Origin of the sequence: Amycolatopsis sp. NPDC051371, from assembly GCF_040682155.1 — a bacterium.
Lineage (GTDB): Bacteria > Actinomycetota > Actinomycetes > Mycobacteriales > Pseudonocardiaceae > Amycolatopsis.
Window position 1 is genome coordinate 23,854 of sequence record NZ_JBFBAG010000007.1, and the last position, 13,775, is coordinate 37,628.

At 69.6% G+C, this 13,775-nt stretch carries 16 protein-coding genes; 6 read left to right on the forward strand and 10 right to left on the reverse strand.

Annotated elements, in window-relative coordinates:
• Window positions 1-21: 21 nt before the first annotated feature.
• The 4 genes from AB0M59_RS11205 to AB0M59_RS11220 all read right to left on the reverse strand — a co-directional run bounded on the left by AB0M59_RS11205 (window position 22) and on the right by AB0M59_RS11220 (window position 3,693).
• Window positions 22-669: a nitroreductase family protein gene (locus AB0M59_RS11205; RefSeq protein WP_364612313.1), complete on the reverse strand. Its 648-nt coding sequence runs from the start codon at window positions 667-669 to the stop codon at window positions 22-24.
• 51 nt (window positions 670-720) lie between these two features.
• Window positions 721-1,545, reverse strand: a complete 825-nt coding sequence (locus AB0M59_RS11210) for an isocitrate lyase/phosphoenolpyruvate mutase family protein (protein WP_364612316.1) — start codon at window positions 1,543-1,545, stop codon at window positions 721-723.
• Window positions 1,546-1,590: 45 nt separating this feature from the next.
• A complete protein-coding gene (locus tag AB0M59_RS11215) occupies window positions 1,591-2,139 on the reverse strand; it encodes a carboxymuconolactone decarboxylase family protein (RefSeq protein ID WP_364612319.1) in 549 nt (182 codons plus the stop codon).
• A gap of 318 nt (window positions 2,140-2,457) precedes the next feature.
• Complete coding sequence (locus tag AB0M59_RS11220) at window positions 2,458-3,693, reverse strand: MFS transporter (protein WP_364612322.1); 1,236 nt, start codon at window positions 3,691-3,693, stop codon at window positions 2,458-2,460.
• Window positions 3,694-3,830: 137 nt separating this feature from the next.
• On the opposite strand from AB0M59_RS11220, the gene AB0M59_RS11225 reads away from it, so the two are divergent.
• From AB0M59_RS11225 to AB0M59_RS11235, 3 genes are all read left to right on the forward strand, one after another.
• On the forward strand, window positions 3,831-4,577 hold the full coding sequence (locus tag AB0M59_RS11225) for an SDR family oxidoreductase (RefSeq protein ID WP_364612324.1): 747 nt from the start codon (window positions 3,831-3,833) through the stop codon (window positions 4,575-4,577).
• Between the two features lie 40 nt (window positions 4,578-4,617).
• Window positions 4,618-5,022: an MmcQ/YjbR family DNA-binding protein gene (locus AB0M59_RS11230; protein ID WP_364612327.1), complete on the forward strand. Its 405-nt coding sequence runs from the start codon at window positions 4,618-4,620 to the stop codon at window positions 5,020-5,022.
• Window positions 5,023-5,083: 61 nt separating this feature from the next.
• Window positions 5,084-6,028 carry an NADP-dependent oxidoreductase gene (locus tag AB0M59_RS11235; RefSeq protein WP_364612330.1) on the forward strand — a complete coding sequence of 315 codons (945 nt, stop codon included), beginning with the start codon at window positions 5,084-5,086 and terminating at the stop codon, window positions 6,026-6,028.
• 31 nt (window positions 6,029-6,059) lie between these two features.
• Here AB0M59_RS11235 and AB0M59_RS11240 read toward each other — a convergent pair whose 3' ends face one another.
• The 6 genes from AB0M59_RS11240 to AB0M59_RS11265 all read right to left on the reverse strand — a co-directional run bounded on the left by AB0M59_RS11240 (window position 6,060) and on the right by AB0M59_RS11265 (window position 9,778).
• Window positions 6,060-6,710 (reverse strand): sigma-70 family RNA polymerase sigma factor, encoded by a 651-nt coding sequence (locus AB0M59_RS11240; protein ID WP_364612332.1) that lies wholly within the window; start codon window positions 6,708-6,710, stop codon window positions 6,060-6,062.
• 282 nt (window positions 6,711-6,992) lie between these two features.
• Window positions 6,993-7,904 (reverse strand): aldo/keto reductase, encoded by a 912-nt coding sequence (locus tag AB0M59_RS11245; RefSeq protein ID WP_364612335.1) that lies wholly within the window; start codon window positions 7,902-7,904, stop codon window positions 6,993-6,995.
• A gap of 3 nt (window positions 7,905-7,907) precedes the next feature.
• Window positions 7,908-8,525: a GNAT family N-acetyltransferase gene (locus AB0M59_RS11250; protein WP_364612338.1), complete on the reverse strand. Its 618-nt coding sequence runs from the start codon at window positions 8,523-8,525 to the stop codon at window positions 7,908-7,910.
• A 30-nt stretch (window positions 8,526-8,555) separates the two neighbouring features.
• Window positions 8,556-8,927, reverse strand: a complete 372-nt coding sequence (locus tag AB0M59_RS11255; RefSeq protein WP_364612341.1) for a GNAT family N-acetyltransferase — start codon at window positions 8,925-8,927, stop codon at window positions 8,556-8,558.
• 1 nt (window position 8,928) lies between these two features.
• Window positions 8,929-9,075, reverse strand: a complete 147-nt coding sequence (locus tag AB0M59_RS11260; protein WP_364612344.1) for a hypothetical protein — start codon at window positions 9,073-9,075, stop codon at window positions 8,929-8,931.
• A gap of 199 nt (window positions 9,076-9,274) precedes the next feature.
• Window positions 9,275-9,778: a DsbA family protein gene (locus AB0M59_RS11265; protein ID WP_364612347.1), complete on the reverse strand. Its 504-nt coding sequence runs from the start codon at window positions 9,776-9,778 to the stop codon at window positions 9,275-9,277.
• A gap of 85 nt (window positions 9,779-9,863) precedes the next feature.
• Between AB0M59_RS11265 and nhaA the strand changes: the two genes are divergently transcribed.
• From nhaA to AB0M59_RS11280, 3 genes are all read left to right on the forward strand, one after another.
• Window positions 9,864-11,276, forward strand: coding sequence for a Na+/H+ antiporter NhaA (nhaA, locus tag AB0M59_RS11270; RefSeq protein ID WP_364612349.1), 1,413 nt, complete (start codon window positions 9,864-9,866; stop codon window positions 11,274-11,276).
• Window positions 11,277-11,307: 31 nt separating this feature from the next.
• Entirely contained in the window at window positions 11,308-12,717 is a 1,410-nt protein-coding gene (locus AB0M59_RS11275) for a PLP-dependent aminotransferase family protein (protein ID WP_364612352.1), read from the forward strand.
• Window positions 12,718-12,842: 125 nt separating this feature from the next.
• Complete coding sequence (locus tag AB0M59_RS11280; protein ID WP_364612355.1) at window positions 12,843-13,763, forward strand: NADP-dependent oxidoreductase; 921 nt, start codon at window positions 12,843-12,845, stop codon at window positions 13,761-13,763.
• Window positions 13,764-13,775: the final 12 nt, after the last annotated feature.

Here is a 13,775-nt window from a genome sequence, read left to right on the forward strand (position 1 = left end):
CTTCCTCTGTGTAGGGGATCTCTACATGAAAGTGAACAGCCGGTCTGCTTCGAACCGCGAGATCGGGCCCTTGTACGCCTTTTCCCGGTCGGGGTAGCCGAGAGCCATCAGCACGGTCGTGGTGTGCCCGGTCTCGCGGATCTTGAACGCCTTGTCGACACTGGTCGGGTCGAACCCTTCCAGCGGCGTCGCGTCGAAGCCGAGCTCGACGGCCGCCATCATGGTCATCCCCATCACCATGTACGTCTGCTTTTCCATCCAGTGGTTGAGATCCTTGTAGGCGTAGTTGCGCAGGTTCAGGAAGTCCCGGGTCATGTACTGCCACATCGCGCGCTTCGCCGGGTCGGGGAAGCGTCCGTCGGCGTCTTCCTTGCCGAACACCTCGTCGAGGTGGCTGTCCGGCACGTCCGCCCGGGTGGTGAGGATGAGGGCGTGGGACGAGTTCAGGATCTTCCCGCTGTTGTCCTGGAACCGTTCCCCCAGATTGTCCGCGAGCTGCCTCTTGGCTTCGGCCGACGCGAGGACGTAGAAGTGGTTGGGCTGGATGTTCGTCGACGTCGGCGCGGACCGCAGGAACCGCAGCAGCTGCTGGAGAGATTCTTCCGGAATGGTTTTGCTGCCGTCGAAGGCCCTCGTGAGGTGCTGGTTCATGAGCTTGTCGAGATCCATGTCGATCTGCCTCTTCTTCCGAGCGATAGGTGAACGGCGGTGGTGGGTGGTTCAGTTTTTGGCGCCAGCGATCAGTTCGCCGATCCGGTCGAAGCCCATTCCCGCGGTGGCGGCCGCGAGGTCACCCGCGACGAGCGCCTTCGTGGCTTGTTCGAGGGCGGCCATCGCGCCGGCGTACAGGAACGGGCCCGTACTGATGCGCTTGACGCCTGCCTGCCGCAGTTCCACGACGGTCAACACCTCGTCCGAAGGCGACACGAGAACATTGACCGGTGTCGGCGCGACGGCCGCGACGATCGCGCCGAGTGCTTCGAGGTCGGGCGGGAACGGCGCGTACACCACATCCGCGCCGACCTCCGCGAAGGCCGTCAAGCGCCGGATCGTGTCGTCGAGATCCGGCCGGCCCTGGATGAAGTTGTCGGTGCGGCCGGTGACGACGATGCGCCGCTTCGCCGCGGCCACGGCGACGCGCACGCGGTCGACGGCTTCGTCGAAGTCGCGGATGGGCCGGTCGGGATCACCCGAGGTGTCTTCGATCCCGATGCCGGCCAAGCCGTGCTCGACGGCGGCTTCGATGGTCGCCGCGACGGCTTCGCTCGTGTCGCCGTAGCCGTCCTCGAAGTCCCCGTTGACCGGCAACCCGGTGAGCCGGCCGAGCAGGTCGGCGTGCTCGAGGTGCTCGCCACGGGTGACTTCGTGCCTGCCGTCGGGCCGGCCGAGCGTGGCGGCCAGCGCCGCCGACGAGGTCGCGATGGCCTCGAACCCGGCATCGGCCAGTACCAGAGCGGAGAGGCCGTCCCAGGCGTTCGGCATGACGAGGCCGCCTTCGCGGGTGTGCAGCGCCATGAATTCCTCATAGAGCTCGGAGCCCGGCATTTCGCACCTTTCCTGGTTCTGCGGCCTCGACGAGAATCGTGGTGCTCAACCGGGCAGGCCTGCCGAGTCGGCGGCGGGGATGTCGATGCCGGTCTGGTTGACGTTGTTGATGAAGTTGGTGAGCAGCGCCTGCACCGCGACCGCGACGATCGCCAGGATCTGCGAGTCGGTGTACCCGGCCGCACGCACACCGGCCAGGTCCTCGTCGCCGACCCGGCCGCGGCTGTCCACCAACCGGTGCGCGAAGCCGGCGGCCGCGGCGCGCTTGGGGTCGACCGAGCTGCCGGCCCGTCCCAAGGCGATGTCCTCGTTCGACATGCCGCCGAGCTCGGACGACACGTACGTGTGCATGGCCAGGCAGTAGTCGCAGCCGTTCGCTTCCGACACGGCCAGCGCGATGCTGTGCCGGGTCCGCGCATCCAGCACCCGGCTCAGCGTGCCCTGCAACGTCGTGACGACCTCGAGCACGGTCGGGTTAGACGCGATGACCTTGAACATCTCCGGGACGAAGCCGAGCTGCGCGCCGACCCCTTCGAGGATCTGCCGCGAGCCGGCGGGGATGTCCTCGGCGGCGGGAACGTCCAATCGTGACACGGTGAATCGACCTCCGGTGGGTGTGTGAGTTGTCAGCGTCGAGCCGGAGCCGGCTCTTACGCCTCACTGTGGACCATATAGTCCACATAGAGCCGATGGGCTTGTGGCGGACAGCCTTGACCTCGGCCGGATGACCGGCCTGGCGCTCGCCGGTCGCCCACTGGCCGACGAGGAGGTCGAAGCGTTCTACCGGCCGTGGCGGCCCCACCGGTACCGGGTGGTCCGCGTCCTCGAGCTCACGCCGGGCGCGGCGCCGCGGCGCAGTCACCGGGCGCCGCGCGCGGCCGTTCCGATGACGAAGCCGCGTCAGCGCCGCGATCATCGTGCCGGTGGTTCTCCGGTCGGCGCGGCATGCGGATCGCGGGCGGCGAGCACGGTGAACACGGTGGCGACGAGGGCGAGCCCGCCGTAGCCGACGGCGATCTGCGGGAGTGAGAACATCGCGGAAAGCCGACCGGCGACGAGGGCAGGAATCGTCGCGCCGCAGTAGGAGAGGAGGTAGACGACCGTGAAAATCGGTGCCCGGTCGGCCACCCCGCTGCCCGCCAGCAGGCCGCGGGTGACGGCGCTGATCGCGATGCCTTGGCTCGCACCCGCGACCACGGTCGCCACGAAGAACAGCACCAGTGCACCGGTCGCGATCGCCGCGATGATGCCGCACATGCCGGCCAGGAACCCGATCATGCCGGCCCGCTGGCCCACCGCGGGCGCGAACCGGCCGTTGATCGGCGCGCCGAGCACACTCGGTCCCATGTACGCGGCGAACACCAGGCCGAGGACAAGCGGGCTGCGCGTGTGGAGCCGGTCTTCGACGAGCGCCGGCACGAACGCCTGGTAGAACGCCCCGGTCGCCCAGGTCGCCAGCAACACCGCTGCCGCGACGGGGAGCAGGTGCTTGACTCCGGCCGGAACGCCGACCCGGGGACGCAGCGACCGCCAGAGGCCCGGCTTCGGAGTCGCGGTTTCCGGGCTGACGGCGATGAGCGCGGCGGAGAGCAGGAGCAGGCCGATCACCACCAGGTAGATCAGCTCGCGCGGCCAGGGACCGAACTGCACCAGCGCGCCGGAGCCGATGGCGCCGACCGCGAGACCGAGCATGACCGTCTGGCTCGACGCGACCGAGGCCAGCCAGGCCGGCTTGGCCGGTGCGGCGTCGACGATGTACGACGTGAGGCTGCTGCTGGCCACGCCGGCACCGAAGCCCATCAAGAGCCGGCCCGCGATCAGGACTCCGAGGTGGTGCACGTTCAGCAGGAGCACGCAGCCCAGCAGGAGCAGACCGAGGCTCGCGATCGAGGTGGGCCGCCGCCCCAGGTGGCCGGAGACCCGGCCCAGCACCAGCAAAGTGCTGAGGGTGGCGACGGAGTAGGCGACAACGGTGAGCGAGATGTCGGCGTTGGTGAACCCCTCCTCGGCCCGGTAGATGTTGAACAGCGGGATCGTGGAGCCCACTGCGGCGAACGACGCCACGAGGGACACCACCCCGGCCGGGAACGCCGGAGAGAGCCGTTCGCCGCGCCGGGCGACGTCGGGTCTCGGTGCCGCGTCTCGCATCAGGTAACGCCCTTCTCGATCGGTGAGGCCGCGCGCCGCACCGCGCCTCGACCTCCACTTGGACTATACCGTCCTCTTTGCGGCAGGATAGGCGCGAGCCGTCCAGCAAAGACGACAACCGGAGTGGAGTGATCGCCATGTCGGCACGTACGGTCCTGATCACGGGCGGTACCAGCGGAATCGGGAAGGCGACCGCCGAGGCCCTGCACAGCCGCGGATACCGCGTCGCAGTCACCGGGCAACGCCCGGAAAGCGTCGCCCGCGCGCGCGAGGAGCTGCCCGAGGACGTTCTGGTCCTGCAGGCCGACGCGCGCTCGCTGGCGGACACGGACAAGGTCGTGGCCGAAGTCGGAGCCCGGTTCGGGAGCCTGACAACGCTGTTCCTGAACGCCGGCGTCAGCCTTCCGATGACCTTGGACAACTGCGATGAAGCCGCGTATGACGAAGTGTTCGCCGTCAACACCAAGGGCCAGTTCTTCACGCTGGCCAAGGCGTTGCCGCTGCTCTCCGACGGCGCATCCGTCATCGTCACCGTCGGCATCGGAGCCACCCGCAGCCTCACCGGCAACAGTGTCGCGGCCGGGTCGCACGGCGCGATGCTGGCCATGATCCCGACCCTTGCCCTCGAGCTCGCCCCGCGCCGCATCCGGATCAACGCGGTGAGCCCGGGGTTCACCGACACCCCGATGACGCGTACCGCGTTGGGCACGGAATCCGACGACGTCGCGGCGACGATGAAGGCCATGGCGGAGAAGAACCCGTTCGGCCGCCTCGGCCAGCCCGAGGACATCGCCGGCGTCGTCGCGTTCCTGGCTTGGGACGAGGCCGCCTACGTGACCGGGCAGGAGATCGTGGTGTCCGGTGGCGCCGGGTTGGCCATCTGATCGGACAACCATCGAAGCACTGGCGAAGGAGCCGAGCACCATGGACGAACAGCAACTGCAGCGGATCGCCGGTGACTACGCCGCGGATCTTCCGGACGCCACCCTCGAGCACCGGTCCGCGCCCGACTGGGACCTTTACAAGGTGTGCGGGAAGGTCTTCATGCTCATGACCGACCTACCGGGACACCCGGTCGTGATCCTGAAGTCCGACCCGGACCACGCCGCGGCCCTGCGCGAACAGCACTCGGACATCACCCCCGGGTATCACATGAACAAGAAGCACTGGATCACGGTGGAGGGCGGCGGCACCGTCGACGAGGAACTGGTGAAGGAGCTCGTGATCGACTCCTACCGGCTGGTGGCCGAGGGACTCCCCCGGTCGCGGCGGCCGGTCGTCCCGAACCCTCGCGATCGCGACTCCCGGCCTTCGCCCACCGAGGTGTAAGACCACGCCGGCCGCCGCCACTAACCGTGGTGCAGCCGAGCGCGAAGGGAAGTGGTTCCGGATGAAGGCGATGGTCGTGACGGACGAGGCCGCGGGCAGGGCGGGGATGACGCTGGTGGAGCGCCCCGATCCGGACGCGGCGAAGCTCGCCGACCTCTCCGGGGCGAACTACGGCGATGCGGTCGTCGAAGTCCATGCGTCCGGGTTCACCTGGGACGAGCTGTCGTGGCCCTCGACCTGGATCGACCGCCGTGGCCACGACAGAACGCCGTCGATCCCCGGACACGAGGTGGCGGGCGTGGTTTCCGCGCTGAGCTACGGCGCCGCCGGGCTGTCGGTCGGTCAGCGGGTGTTCGGCCTGACGGACTGGACTCGCGACGGAACCCTGGCGGAGTACGCGGTCGTCGAGGCACGCAACCTGGCGCCGCTGCCCGGCGACATCGACTTCACCACCGGCGCGGGTGTCGTCATGTCCGGCCTCACCGCGTGGCAGGGCCTGTTCGTGCACGGCCGCCTGGAGGCAGGACAAAGCGTCCTCGTGCACGGCGCGGCCGGCGCCGTCGGCTCGATGGCGACGCAGCTCGCGCGCGAGGCGGGCGCCTACGTCGTCGGCACCGGGCGCGCCGCCGACGCCCGGACCGCACGGGATTTCGGGGCGAACGAGTTCGTCGACCTGGAGAACGACAAGCTGGCGGACGTCGGCGAGGTCGACCTGGTTTTCGACGTGTTCGGCGGAGACCTCGGGGCGCGCTCGGCACGCCTGATCCGGGCCGGCGGAACGCTGGTCACGATCGCCGGCCCGCCCGAGGTCCGGCCCACCGACGGCCGCGCGATCGACTTCGTGGTCGAGGCCGATCGGGCCCAGCTGGGTGAGATCGCGCAGCGGGTGCGCGACGGACGGGTGCGGACCAACATCGGGACCATCGCGTCTCTCGACGACGCCGTCGCCGCCTTCAACCCGGCCGAACGCAAGAAGGGCAAGACGATCATCCGCGTGCGCCCGTAGCGGCGGCGCGGCCGTCGCCGCGCGGATCCGGTCAGGACATGAAGCCGTTGGCCACGAGGTGTGCGCGGATGTTGCGCCGGGCGTCGAACATCGCCTTGTAGATGGCGTTGCGGTTGGTGTCCAGTTTCGCCGCGAGGGCGTCCATCGGGATGTTGTCGACAGCCAGGGCGACGAAGACGGTCCGCTGGCGTTCGGTCAGCGCGTTTCCGATGGCGTGGTCGAGGGCGGCCCGCAGCTCGCTGGCCTCCACCTGGTGAAGCGGTTCGTCGCCGGCGGCGGCCGGGGCGCGGTCGGTCTCGCCGGCGCTGTCGAAGGACCTCCGGTGGTCGCGCCAGAAGTGCCGGCCGACCTTCGTCGACACCTCGAGGATGACGAACTTGAAAGCCCAGGTCTTGAACTGCGCGTCACCGCGGAACTCGCCGATCTTGCGGGTGATCCGCATGAGCGCGTCGGCCGCGGCCTGGTGGGCCAGGTCCTCGAGTTCCGGACCGGTCAGCCGCAGGGTCGGCGACCTGCGCACGGTCTCTCTCCTCGCGATCTTGAAGAGCATCGCGTACAGCCTGCGGCAAGCGGCTTCGAAGGTCGGGCTGCCCGGGCTGAGTTCCCGGACCCAGTCGGCGGACTCGGGGTCGAAGCTTCGTCCATCGACCAGGACCCGTCCGCCGACTTCCGAGGTGATCATGCGAACCGGGGTTTCGGCCCGGTGCCGGTGGTGCATCTCGACCGGACGTGGAACACACCAGACGTCATGCCGCGTCCCCTCTCCTTGATCGATCTTCGGCAACTTCGCGAATCAGCGGGCGAACGCCGCGGGCTACCACCTTCCTAGCAAAAGAGGACCAAAAAGTCCAGATTGCTGGGGCGACGGCTCGAGTCGGCGACGTCGTTCACCTTTCGTACCAGGCGAACCCGGCCCCCGCTCCGACAGCGACGACCGCGTTCACCCAGCCGCCGGCACAGCCGGTTACGGTCGAGGCACCAACCGATCGAGGTCGGCGACTTCGGCTGCCGTCAGCCGGATGTCAGCCGCGGCCACGTTCTCCCTCAGATGCCGGACGCTCAGCGTGCCGGGGGTGGGAAGCAGCGCCGGCGAGCGGTTCAAGAGCCAGGCCAACGCGATCTGTGCCGGCGAGACACCGCGCCATCGGGCCGCCTCGGCCACCGGGCCGTTTTCGCCGGCCAGTGCACCGGTCGCCAACGGGAGCCACGGGATGAACCCGATGTTCGCCGATTCCGCGTAGTCCACGAGCGGGTCGGCCGCGCGGTTGACGAGGTTGTACTCGGCTTGGACCGTCGCGATGTCGGCGAATTCACCGGCTTCCCGCAGTTCGGCCGGCGTCACTTCCGCCAGCCCGATCTGCCCGATCTTCCCCTCGCGTTGCAGATCGGTGAGGAGCCCCAACTGATCGGCGATCGGTGCGCGCGGGCTGAACCCGTGCAGCTGGAACAGCGGGATGCGGTCGAGCTTCAGGTACCACAGCCGCGTCTCGATCTGTTTCCGGAGGAACGAAGGCCGCGGCAACGGCTCCCACTGCCCCTGAGGCGATCGGAGCAGCCCGCCTTTGATCATCAGCAGCAGATCTTCGGGATACGGGCTCAGTGACTGGGCGATGAGCTCCTCGTAGTCGAAGGGCCCGGACGACTCGGCGACGTCGATGAGGTTCACCCCGAGATCGACTGCTTCCCGGAGAACACGCGCCGCTTCAGCGGCGTTTTCAGGATGACTCCAGGCACCGGACTCGTTTATCTGAGCGGTCCCGAGCCCGAGCCGGGTGATTTCGTGGCCGCCGATCGCGTAAGTGCCGCATCGGTCGGGAAGGGTCCCAGGCATGTCGTTTCTCTTTCGGCGCGTGGGTCGGTCTATGTCGACGTGCATCGGTCAGATGTCGGCGGGCTCGCCCGGCGGTTCCGCTTCCGGTGGCGCCAGGCCGGCCGGTACGTCCAGGTCGTACCGGCGCAGGCGGAACACGTCGAGCCTCGTGTCGTAGTACTTGTCGGTCTGCCCGACCCAGTCCATCCCCATCCGCCGCGCGGCGGCCGCGGCGCGTCGGTTGGCAGGGCGTGAGACGGCGAAGATCTCGTCCACGCCGGCGTCGAACGCGTAGTGCGCGACCGCGTCGCCGACTTCACCGGCGTAGCCGTTGCCCCACGAGCCGCGGATGATCTGGACGCCGACCTCGAAGTCGATGTCGTCGGGCGGCAACGGCAGCAGCGAGACCGCGCCCACCACCCGCCCACCGGCGCGTTCGGCGACCTTCCACTGGCCGACCGGCGGCTCGGCATCCGAACCGGCCGAGACCCAGCCGGCAAGCAGCTGCCGCATGGCGGCCAGGTTCGCGACGCGCGCCATGGCCGGTGCCAGCCACCGGGCCACTTCCCCGTCACCGAAGATGCCCAGAGCCGCTTCGGCGTCCGACGCCGTCCACGGGGCAAGGTGCAGGCGAGCGGTCCGGATCAGAGTTCCGTCGATCTCGACCGAATGCGATGCCCGGGTCAAATCCGTACTCCTTGGTGATCGTGCCGGCGCTTATCCCGCCGCCGTCCGCGCATTCGCCTGTGCGCGTTCGCGTGGCGCGCGCTCGGGCACCGTCGCCCGCCCGGGGAATCGACCGTCGACCAGGTCCTGGTATTCGGGGTGATCGGCGATGTAGTCCGCGACGAAAGTGCAGTAATTGGTGAGCTTTTGATCTCGTGTGCGCAGATCGTCCAATGCGTGCTTCACGAGCCCGGTCGCGATGCCTCTGCCCCGGAACTCGGGTTCGACGATCGTATGGCTCAAGGTCACCCGCTGCGCACCGTGCGGGACGTGGTAGACGATCATGCCGACGACCTGTCCGTCGACCACGGCTTCGTACGATCCGGTGTCGCCGTTGCGCCGGACGTCCATCTCGGTGTTCATTTCACTTCTCCTGATGTCTTATTCGGCGCTTCGGCCGAAGTTCCGAAGGCAGCAGGTGGTCGCTGCCGTCGGCGGCGATGACGGCCGAGGACAGCTTCAGGGCCCCGTCGGCCGGAGACCTCGCCGCGAAGCCCAGCTGCTCAGTCACCGTGGTGGCCCTTCTCGCGATCTACGACGAGTCCACGCGCTCGACGGCACCCAGTGCCCGGCGCGGCTTCGTTCTCCGGCGCCCATCATGCCCCAAAGAGAACCATTTAGTCCAGTAGCTGTATCGAAACCCGTCCGTGCACGTCAGATACGACCATGATGGGACCAGAAGGTCCATCACGGCCCGACGAAAGACCAGGTCACGACTGCGGCCGCACCGCCGAACGCAGGGCGGTAAAGCTGACCCGGCCCCGATAGACGCGACCATCGATGAACAACGCCGGTGTGCCACGGACTCCCAGCTCGGCCCCGGAGGTGTAGTCGGCCTCGACGGCGGAACGGAATCGCTGCACAGCGGCGCCGGTGACGACGCCGGCCCCGATCCGTGCCGCGTAGGCCTGCAGGTGGACGTCCTGCAGCTCACTCTGGTGGGTGAGCAGCAAGTCGTGCATCTCCCAGAACAGGTCCCCTGACGCCTCGGCGGCAAGAGCCGCCGTGAGCGCGTACGGGTGGATCGTGAAGATCGGGAAATGGCGGAACACCAGCCGGATCGAGCCCTCCGAGCCGTCGACCAGCTTGCGCAGCTCGGGTGCGGCCGCCGCGCAGTACGGGCACTCGAAGTCCCCGTACTCCACCACGGTCACGGAAGCCGAGGGATTGCCGTACACGTGGCGATCCGGATCGACCTCACTCGGCGTCGTCACAGGCGTTCCCTCCGCGGCACAACGGGTCCGATCCGGACAGTGCTTGCTCGACGTTACCCGGTTGCCCGTCAGGCATACTCGGCCTGTGAAACCCGACTCGAGCCGGTTCACCGAAGGACTCCTCCCCCAGCTGCCGGCCACCACCCGTCGCGTGAGCTCACCCCTGCCGTACGTGACGGCCGGGTTCCGCCGGTTCCTGCTCACCGAAGCCGGCAGCGCGGTCCTGCTCCTCGCCGCCACGGCGGCCGCGCTCGTGTGGGCGAACGCGGCGGGTGCGAGCTACGACGCGTTCTGGGGAATCCAGGCCGGCGTGGAAGCCGGCGGCGCGCACTTCACGCTGGATCTTCGCGACTGGGTGAACGACGTGGCCATGGTCGTGTTCTTCGCCGTGGTGGGCTTGGAGATCAGCCGCGAGGTGTCCGTCGGTGAGCTCCACGACCTGCGCTCGATCGTCGTCCCGGCCTGCGGCGCGCTCGGCGGACTGGCCCTGCCCGCGATCATCTACTTCGGTTTCACCGGTTCGGGCGCGGCCGCCGCCGGCTGGGGCATCCCGATGTCGAGCGACACCGCCTTCCTGATCGGCGTCCTGGCGCTGTTCGGTCCCCGCTGCCCCGACCAGCTGCGGCTCTTCCTGCTCACGCTCGCGATCGGCGACGACATCGGGGCGATCACGGTGATGGCCGTGTTCTACACGCACCACGTGTCCATCGTGGCGCTCGCTGCGGCGGCGGTGCTGGTCCTGGCGCTGTTCGCCCTGCGAAGGCTGGGCGTGTGGCGGCTGGCGCCATACCTGGTCGTCGGCGCCGGGTTGTGGTTCGCGGTCGACGCGTCCGGGGTTCATCCGACCCTGGCCGGCGTGCTCATCGGTTTGCTCGTGCCGGCCGGCGAGGTCGGCGGCCACACCCGCGAACGACTCCGCCTCTACGGGCGGGCAGTGATCGAGCGCGCGGACTCGATGCGTGTGCGGCTCGCCACCACGGCGATGAAAGCCACGCTCTCCGCGAACGAGCGTCTTCAGGCGATTCTGCACCCGATCAGCGCCTTCGCGATCATCCCCGCGTTCGGCTTGGCCAACGCCGGCGTGCACCTCGACGGCAACGCCTTGCGGGCAGCGACGTCCTCCACCGTCACCCTCGGCGTCGCGGTCGGCCTGGTCGCCGGCAACACCATCGGTATTTCCCTGGGTGCGGGAATCGCGCTCCGGACCGGAATAGCGACACTGCCCGGCCGCGTCCGCTACAGCCACCTCATCGGCGGCGCGGTGCTGGCCGGCATCGGCTTCACGATCGCGTTGTTCATCACCGATCTCGCGTTCACCGATCCCGGGCTTCAGCAGCAGGCCAAGGTCGGCGTCCTCGCCGGATCCCTCTGTTCGGCGGTGCTGGGGTCCGTCGTGCTGCGGTTCCTCGGCGAACGGCTCCCCCTCTGCTCCTTCGACGAGCAGTTCGCGCTCCCGGCGCTGCCCGAAGGCCCGTGGCTGGACCCGAGCTTGGCCTAGCGGCATCGTGAGCAGCCATTATCGTTGACCCGTGAGCGACCGAACGGCCGAGCGCCGACCCCGGACGACGGGCCTCGACCTGCACCTGGGGCGGCTCGACGGGAACGTGCGGGCCAGCCTCATGGACGCCGTTCGCGAGGCGATCCGCGCCGGCCGGCTCGCGCCCGGGACCCGGCTGCCGTCGAGCCGTGCCCTGGCCGCCGACCTGCAGGTGGCCCGCAACACCGTCGTCCGGGTCTACTCCGAGCTCATCAACGAGGGCTGGCTCACCGGGCTGCAGGGTTCCGGCACCCAGGTTGCGGAGGGGGTGGCCGAATTCGTCGGCGAACGACCGCGGCCGGCCGACACCCGCTCGCGGCCGGGGCACGATCTGCGGGCCGGGCATCCGGACCTGTCATCGTTCCCCCGCGACGAGTGGATTCGCGCGGTGAAGAAGACGGTCGCCACCGCGCCGTTCGAGGCGTTCGGCTACGCGGATCCGCGCGGCCGGGGCGAACTCCGCGACACTCTCGCCCGGTACCTCACGCGGGCCCGCGGGCTGCGCGCGCACGCCGGCAACGTCGTCGTGTGCAGTGGCGCCGCGGAGGGGTTGCGGCTCGTGGCGGCCGCGCTCGCGGCGGCCGGGGCGACGCGGGTGGCGGTCGAGGAGTTCGGCCTGCCGACCCAGCGCCACACGCTGGCCGACGCCGGGCTCGAAACCGTTCCCCTCGCCGTCGATGCCGACGGCGTCGACCCGTCGGTACTGGACGGATCACCGACGATCGGTGCCGTTCTCCTCACCCCCTCACACCAGTTCCCCCTGGGTGTCTCGCTGCGTTACGACCGGCGCGCGGCGATCGTCGAGTGGGCCCGCCGGCGCGGCGCGCTGGTCATCGAAGACGACTACGACGGCGAGTTCCGTTACGACCGGTCCCCCGTCGGCGCACTGCAGGGCCTCGACCGCGATCACGTGCTGTACCTGGGCACCGCGAGCAAATCGCTCGCGCCGGGCCTGCGCCTCGGCTGGCTCGTGGTGCCCGACCGCCTCGTCGACGCGATCGTCGCCCAGAAGGGGGAAACGGAGGAGACCGTCGGGTTCGTGAACCAGCTGGCGATGACCGAGTTCGTGGAGTCGGGCGCCTACGACCGGCACATCCGGGCGATGCGCGCGCAGTACCGCCGCAGGCGCCGGCACCTGGTCGAGACGCTCGCCGAGCACGCGCCGGAAGTGCGGGTGGCGGGGACGGCCGCCGGCTTGCACGTGCTGCTCGAACAACCCGGGCGCACGGGACACGAACTCGTGCGGCGGATCGCCGCCGAGCACCTGACGGTCGAACCACTGGGCTTCTTCCGGCATCCCGACACCGCCTCGGACCGCGACGGCGTGGTGATCGGTTTCGCCGCACCGTCGCCGAGCGGGTGGTCGCGGGTTCTCGACGCGCTGGTCCGCGCGCTCGCGTGACCTGACTGGTCCCCGCTCGCGGGTTCCAAGTGGACCCAGGTGCCGAGCCGAACCGGAGCTAGCCTCGCGGACGGGCCGGCGAACGCCGGCGGCCACCAATTGCCCGCTCACCACGAGGACTCAGCATGAAAGCCATCATCGTCAAGGACCCCGACGCCGGGGTCGAAGGGTTGACCCTGACCGACCACCCGGCCCCGCACGCCGCGGGGAACGACGTCATCGTGCGGGTGCACGCGGCCGGCTTCACCTCCGGCGAACTGGAGTGGCCAGGCACCTGGACCGACCGGGCAGGCCGCGACCGGACACCCAGCGTGCCCGGTCACGAGCTGTCGGGTGTCGTCACCGAGCTCGGCTACGGCACCACCGGCCTCACTGTCGGGCAGCGCGTGTTCGGGCTCGCCGACTGGACCCGCGACGGTTCGCTCGCCGAGTTCACCGCCGTCGAAGCCCGCAACCTCGCGCCGCTGCCGGCCGACGTCGAGCACGCCGTCGGCGCCGCGTTGCCGATCTCCGGGCTGACCGCGTGGCAGGCCTTGTTCGACCACGGCCGGCTCCAGGCGGGGCAGACCGCACTGATCCACGGCGCGGCCGGCGGGGTCGGCTCGATCGCGGTGCAGCTGGCGAAGCGGGCTGGCGCGACTGTGATCGGCACGGGCCGCGCCCACAACCGTGAGGTCGCCCTCGACCTGGGTGCCGACGCGTTCGTCGACCTGCAGAACGACCGGCTGGAAGACGTCGGCGAAGTCGACGTGGTCCTCGACGTGTTCGGCGAGGAGATCGGCGTGCGTTCCGCCGGCTTGGTACGGGCGGGCGGCACGCTGGTCACCATCGCCGCACCGCCGGAGTTCGAGCCGCGTTACGGGCGGTCGGTCTTCTTCGTCGTGGAACCGGACCGGGCCCGGCTCGCCCAACTGGCCGCGCTCGTGCGCGAAGGCAGCCTGCGCGTGCTGATCGGGTCACGCTATTCGCTGGCCGACGTGCCGAAGGCCTTCGGCACTGGTCGGCAAGGCGGCGGGAAACCGATCGTCGTGGTCGACGAGTCCTAGGCTGCGCGGCTC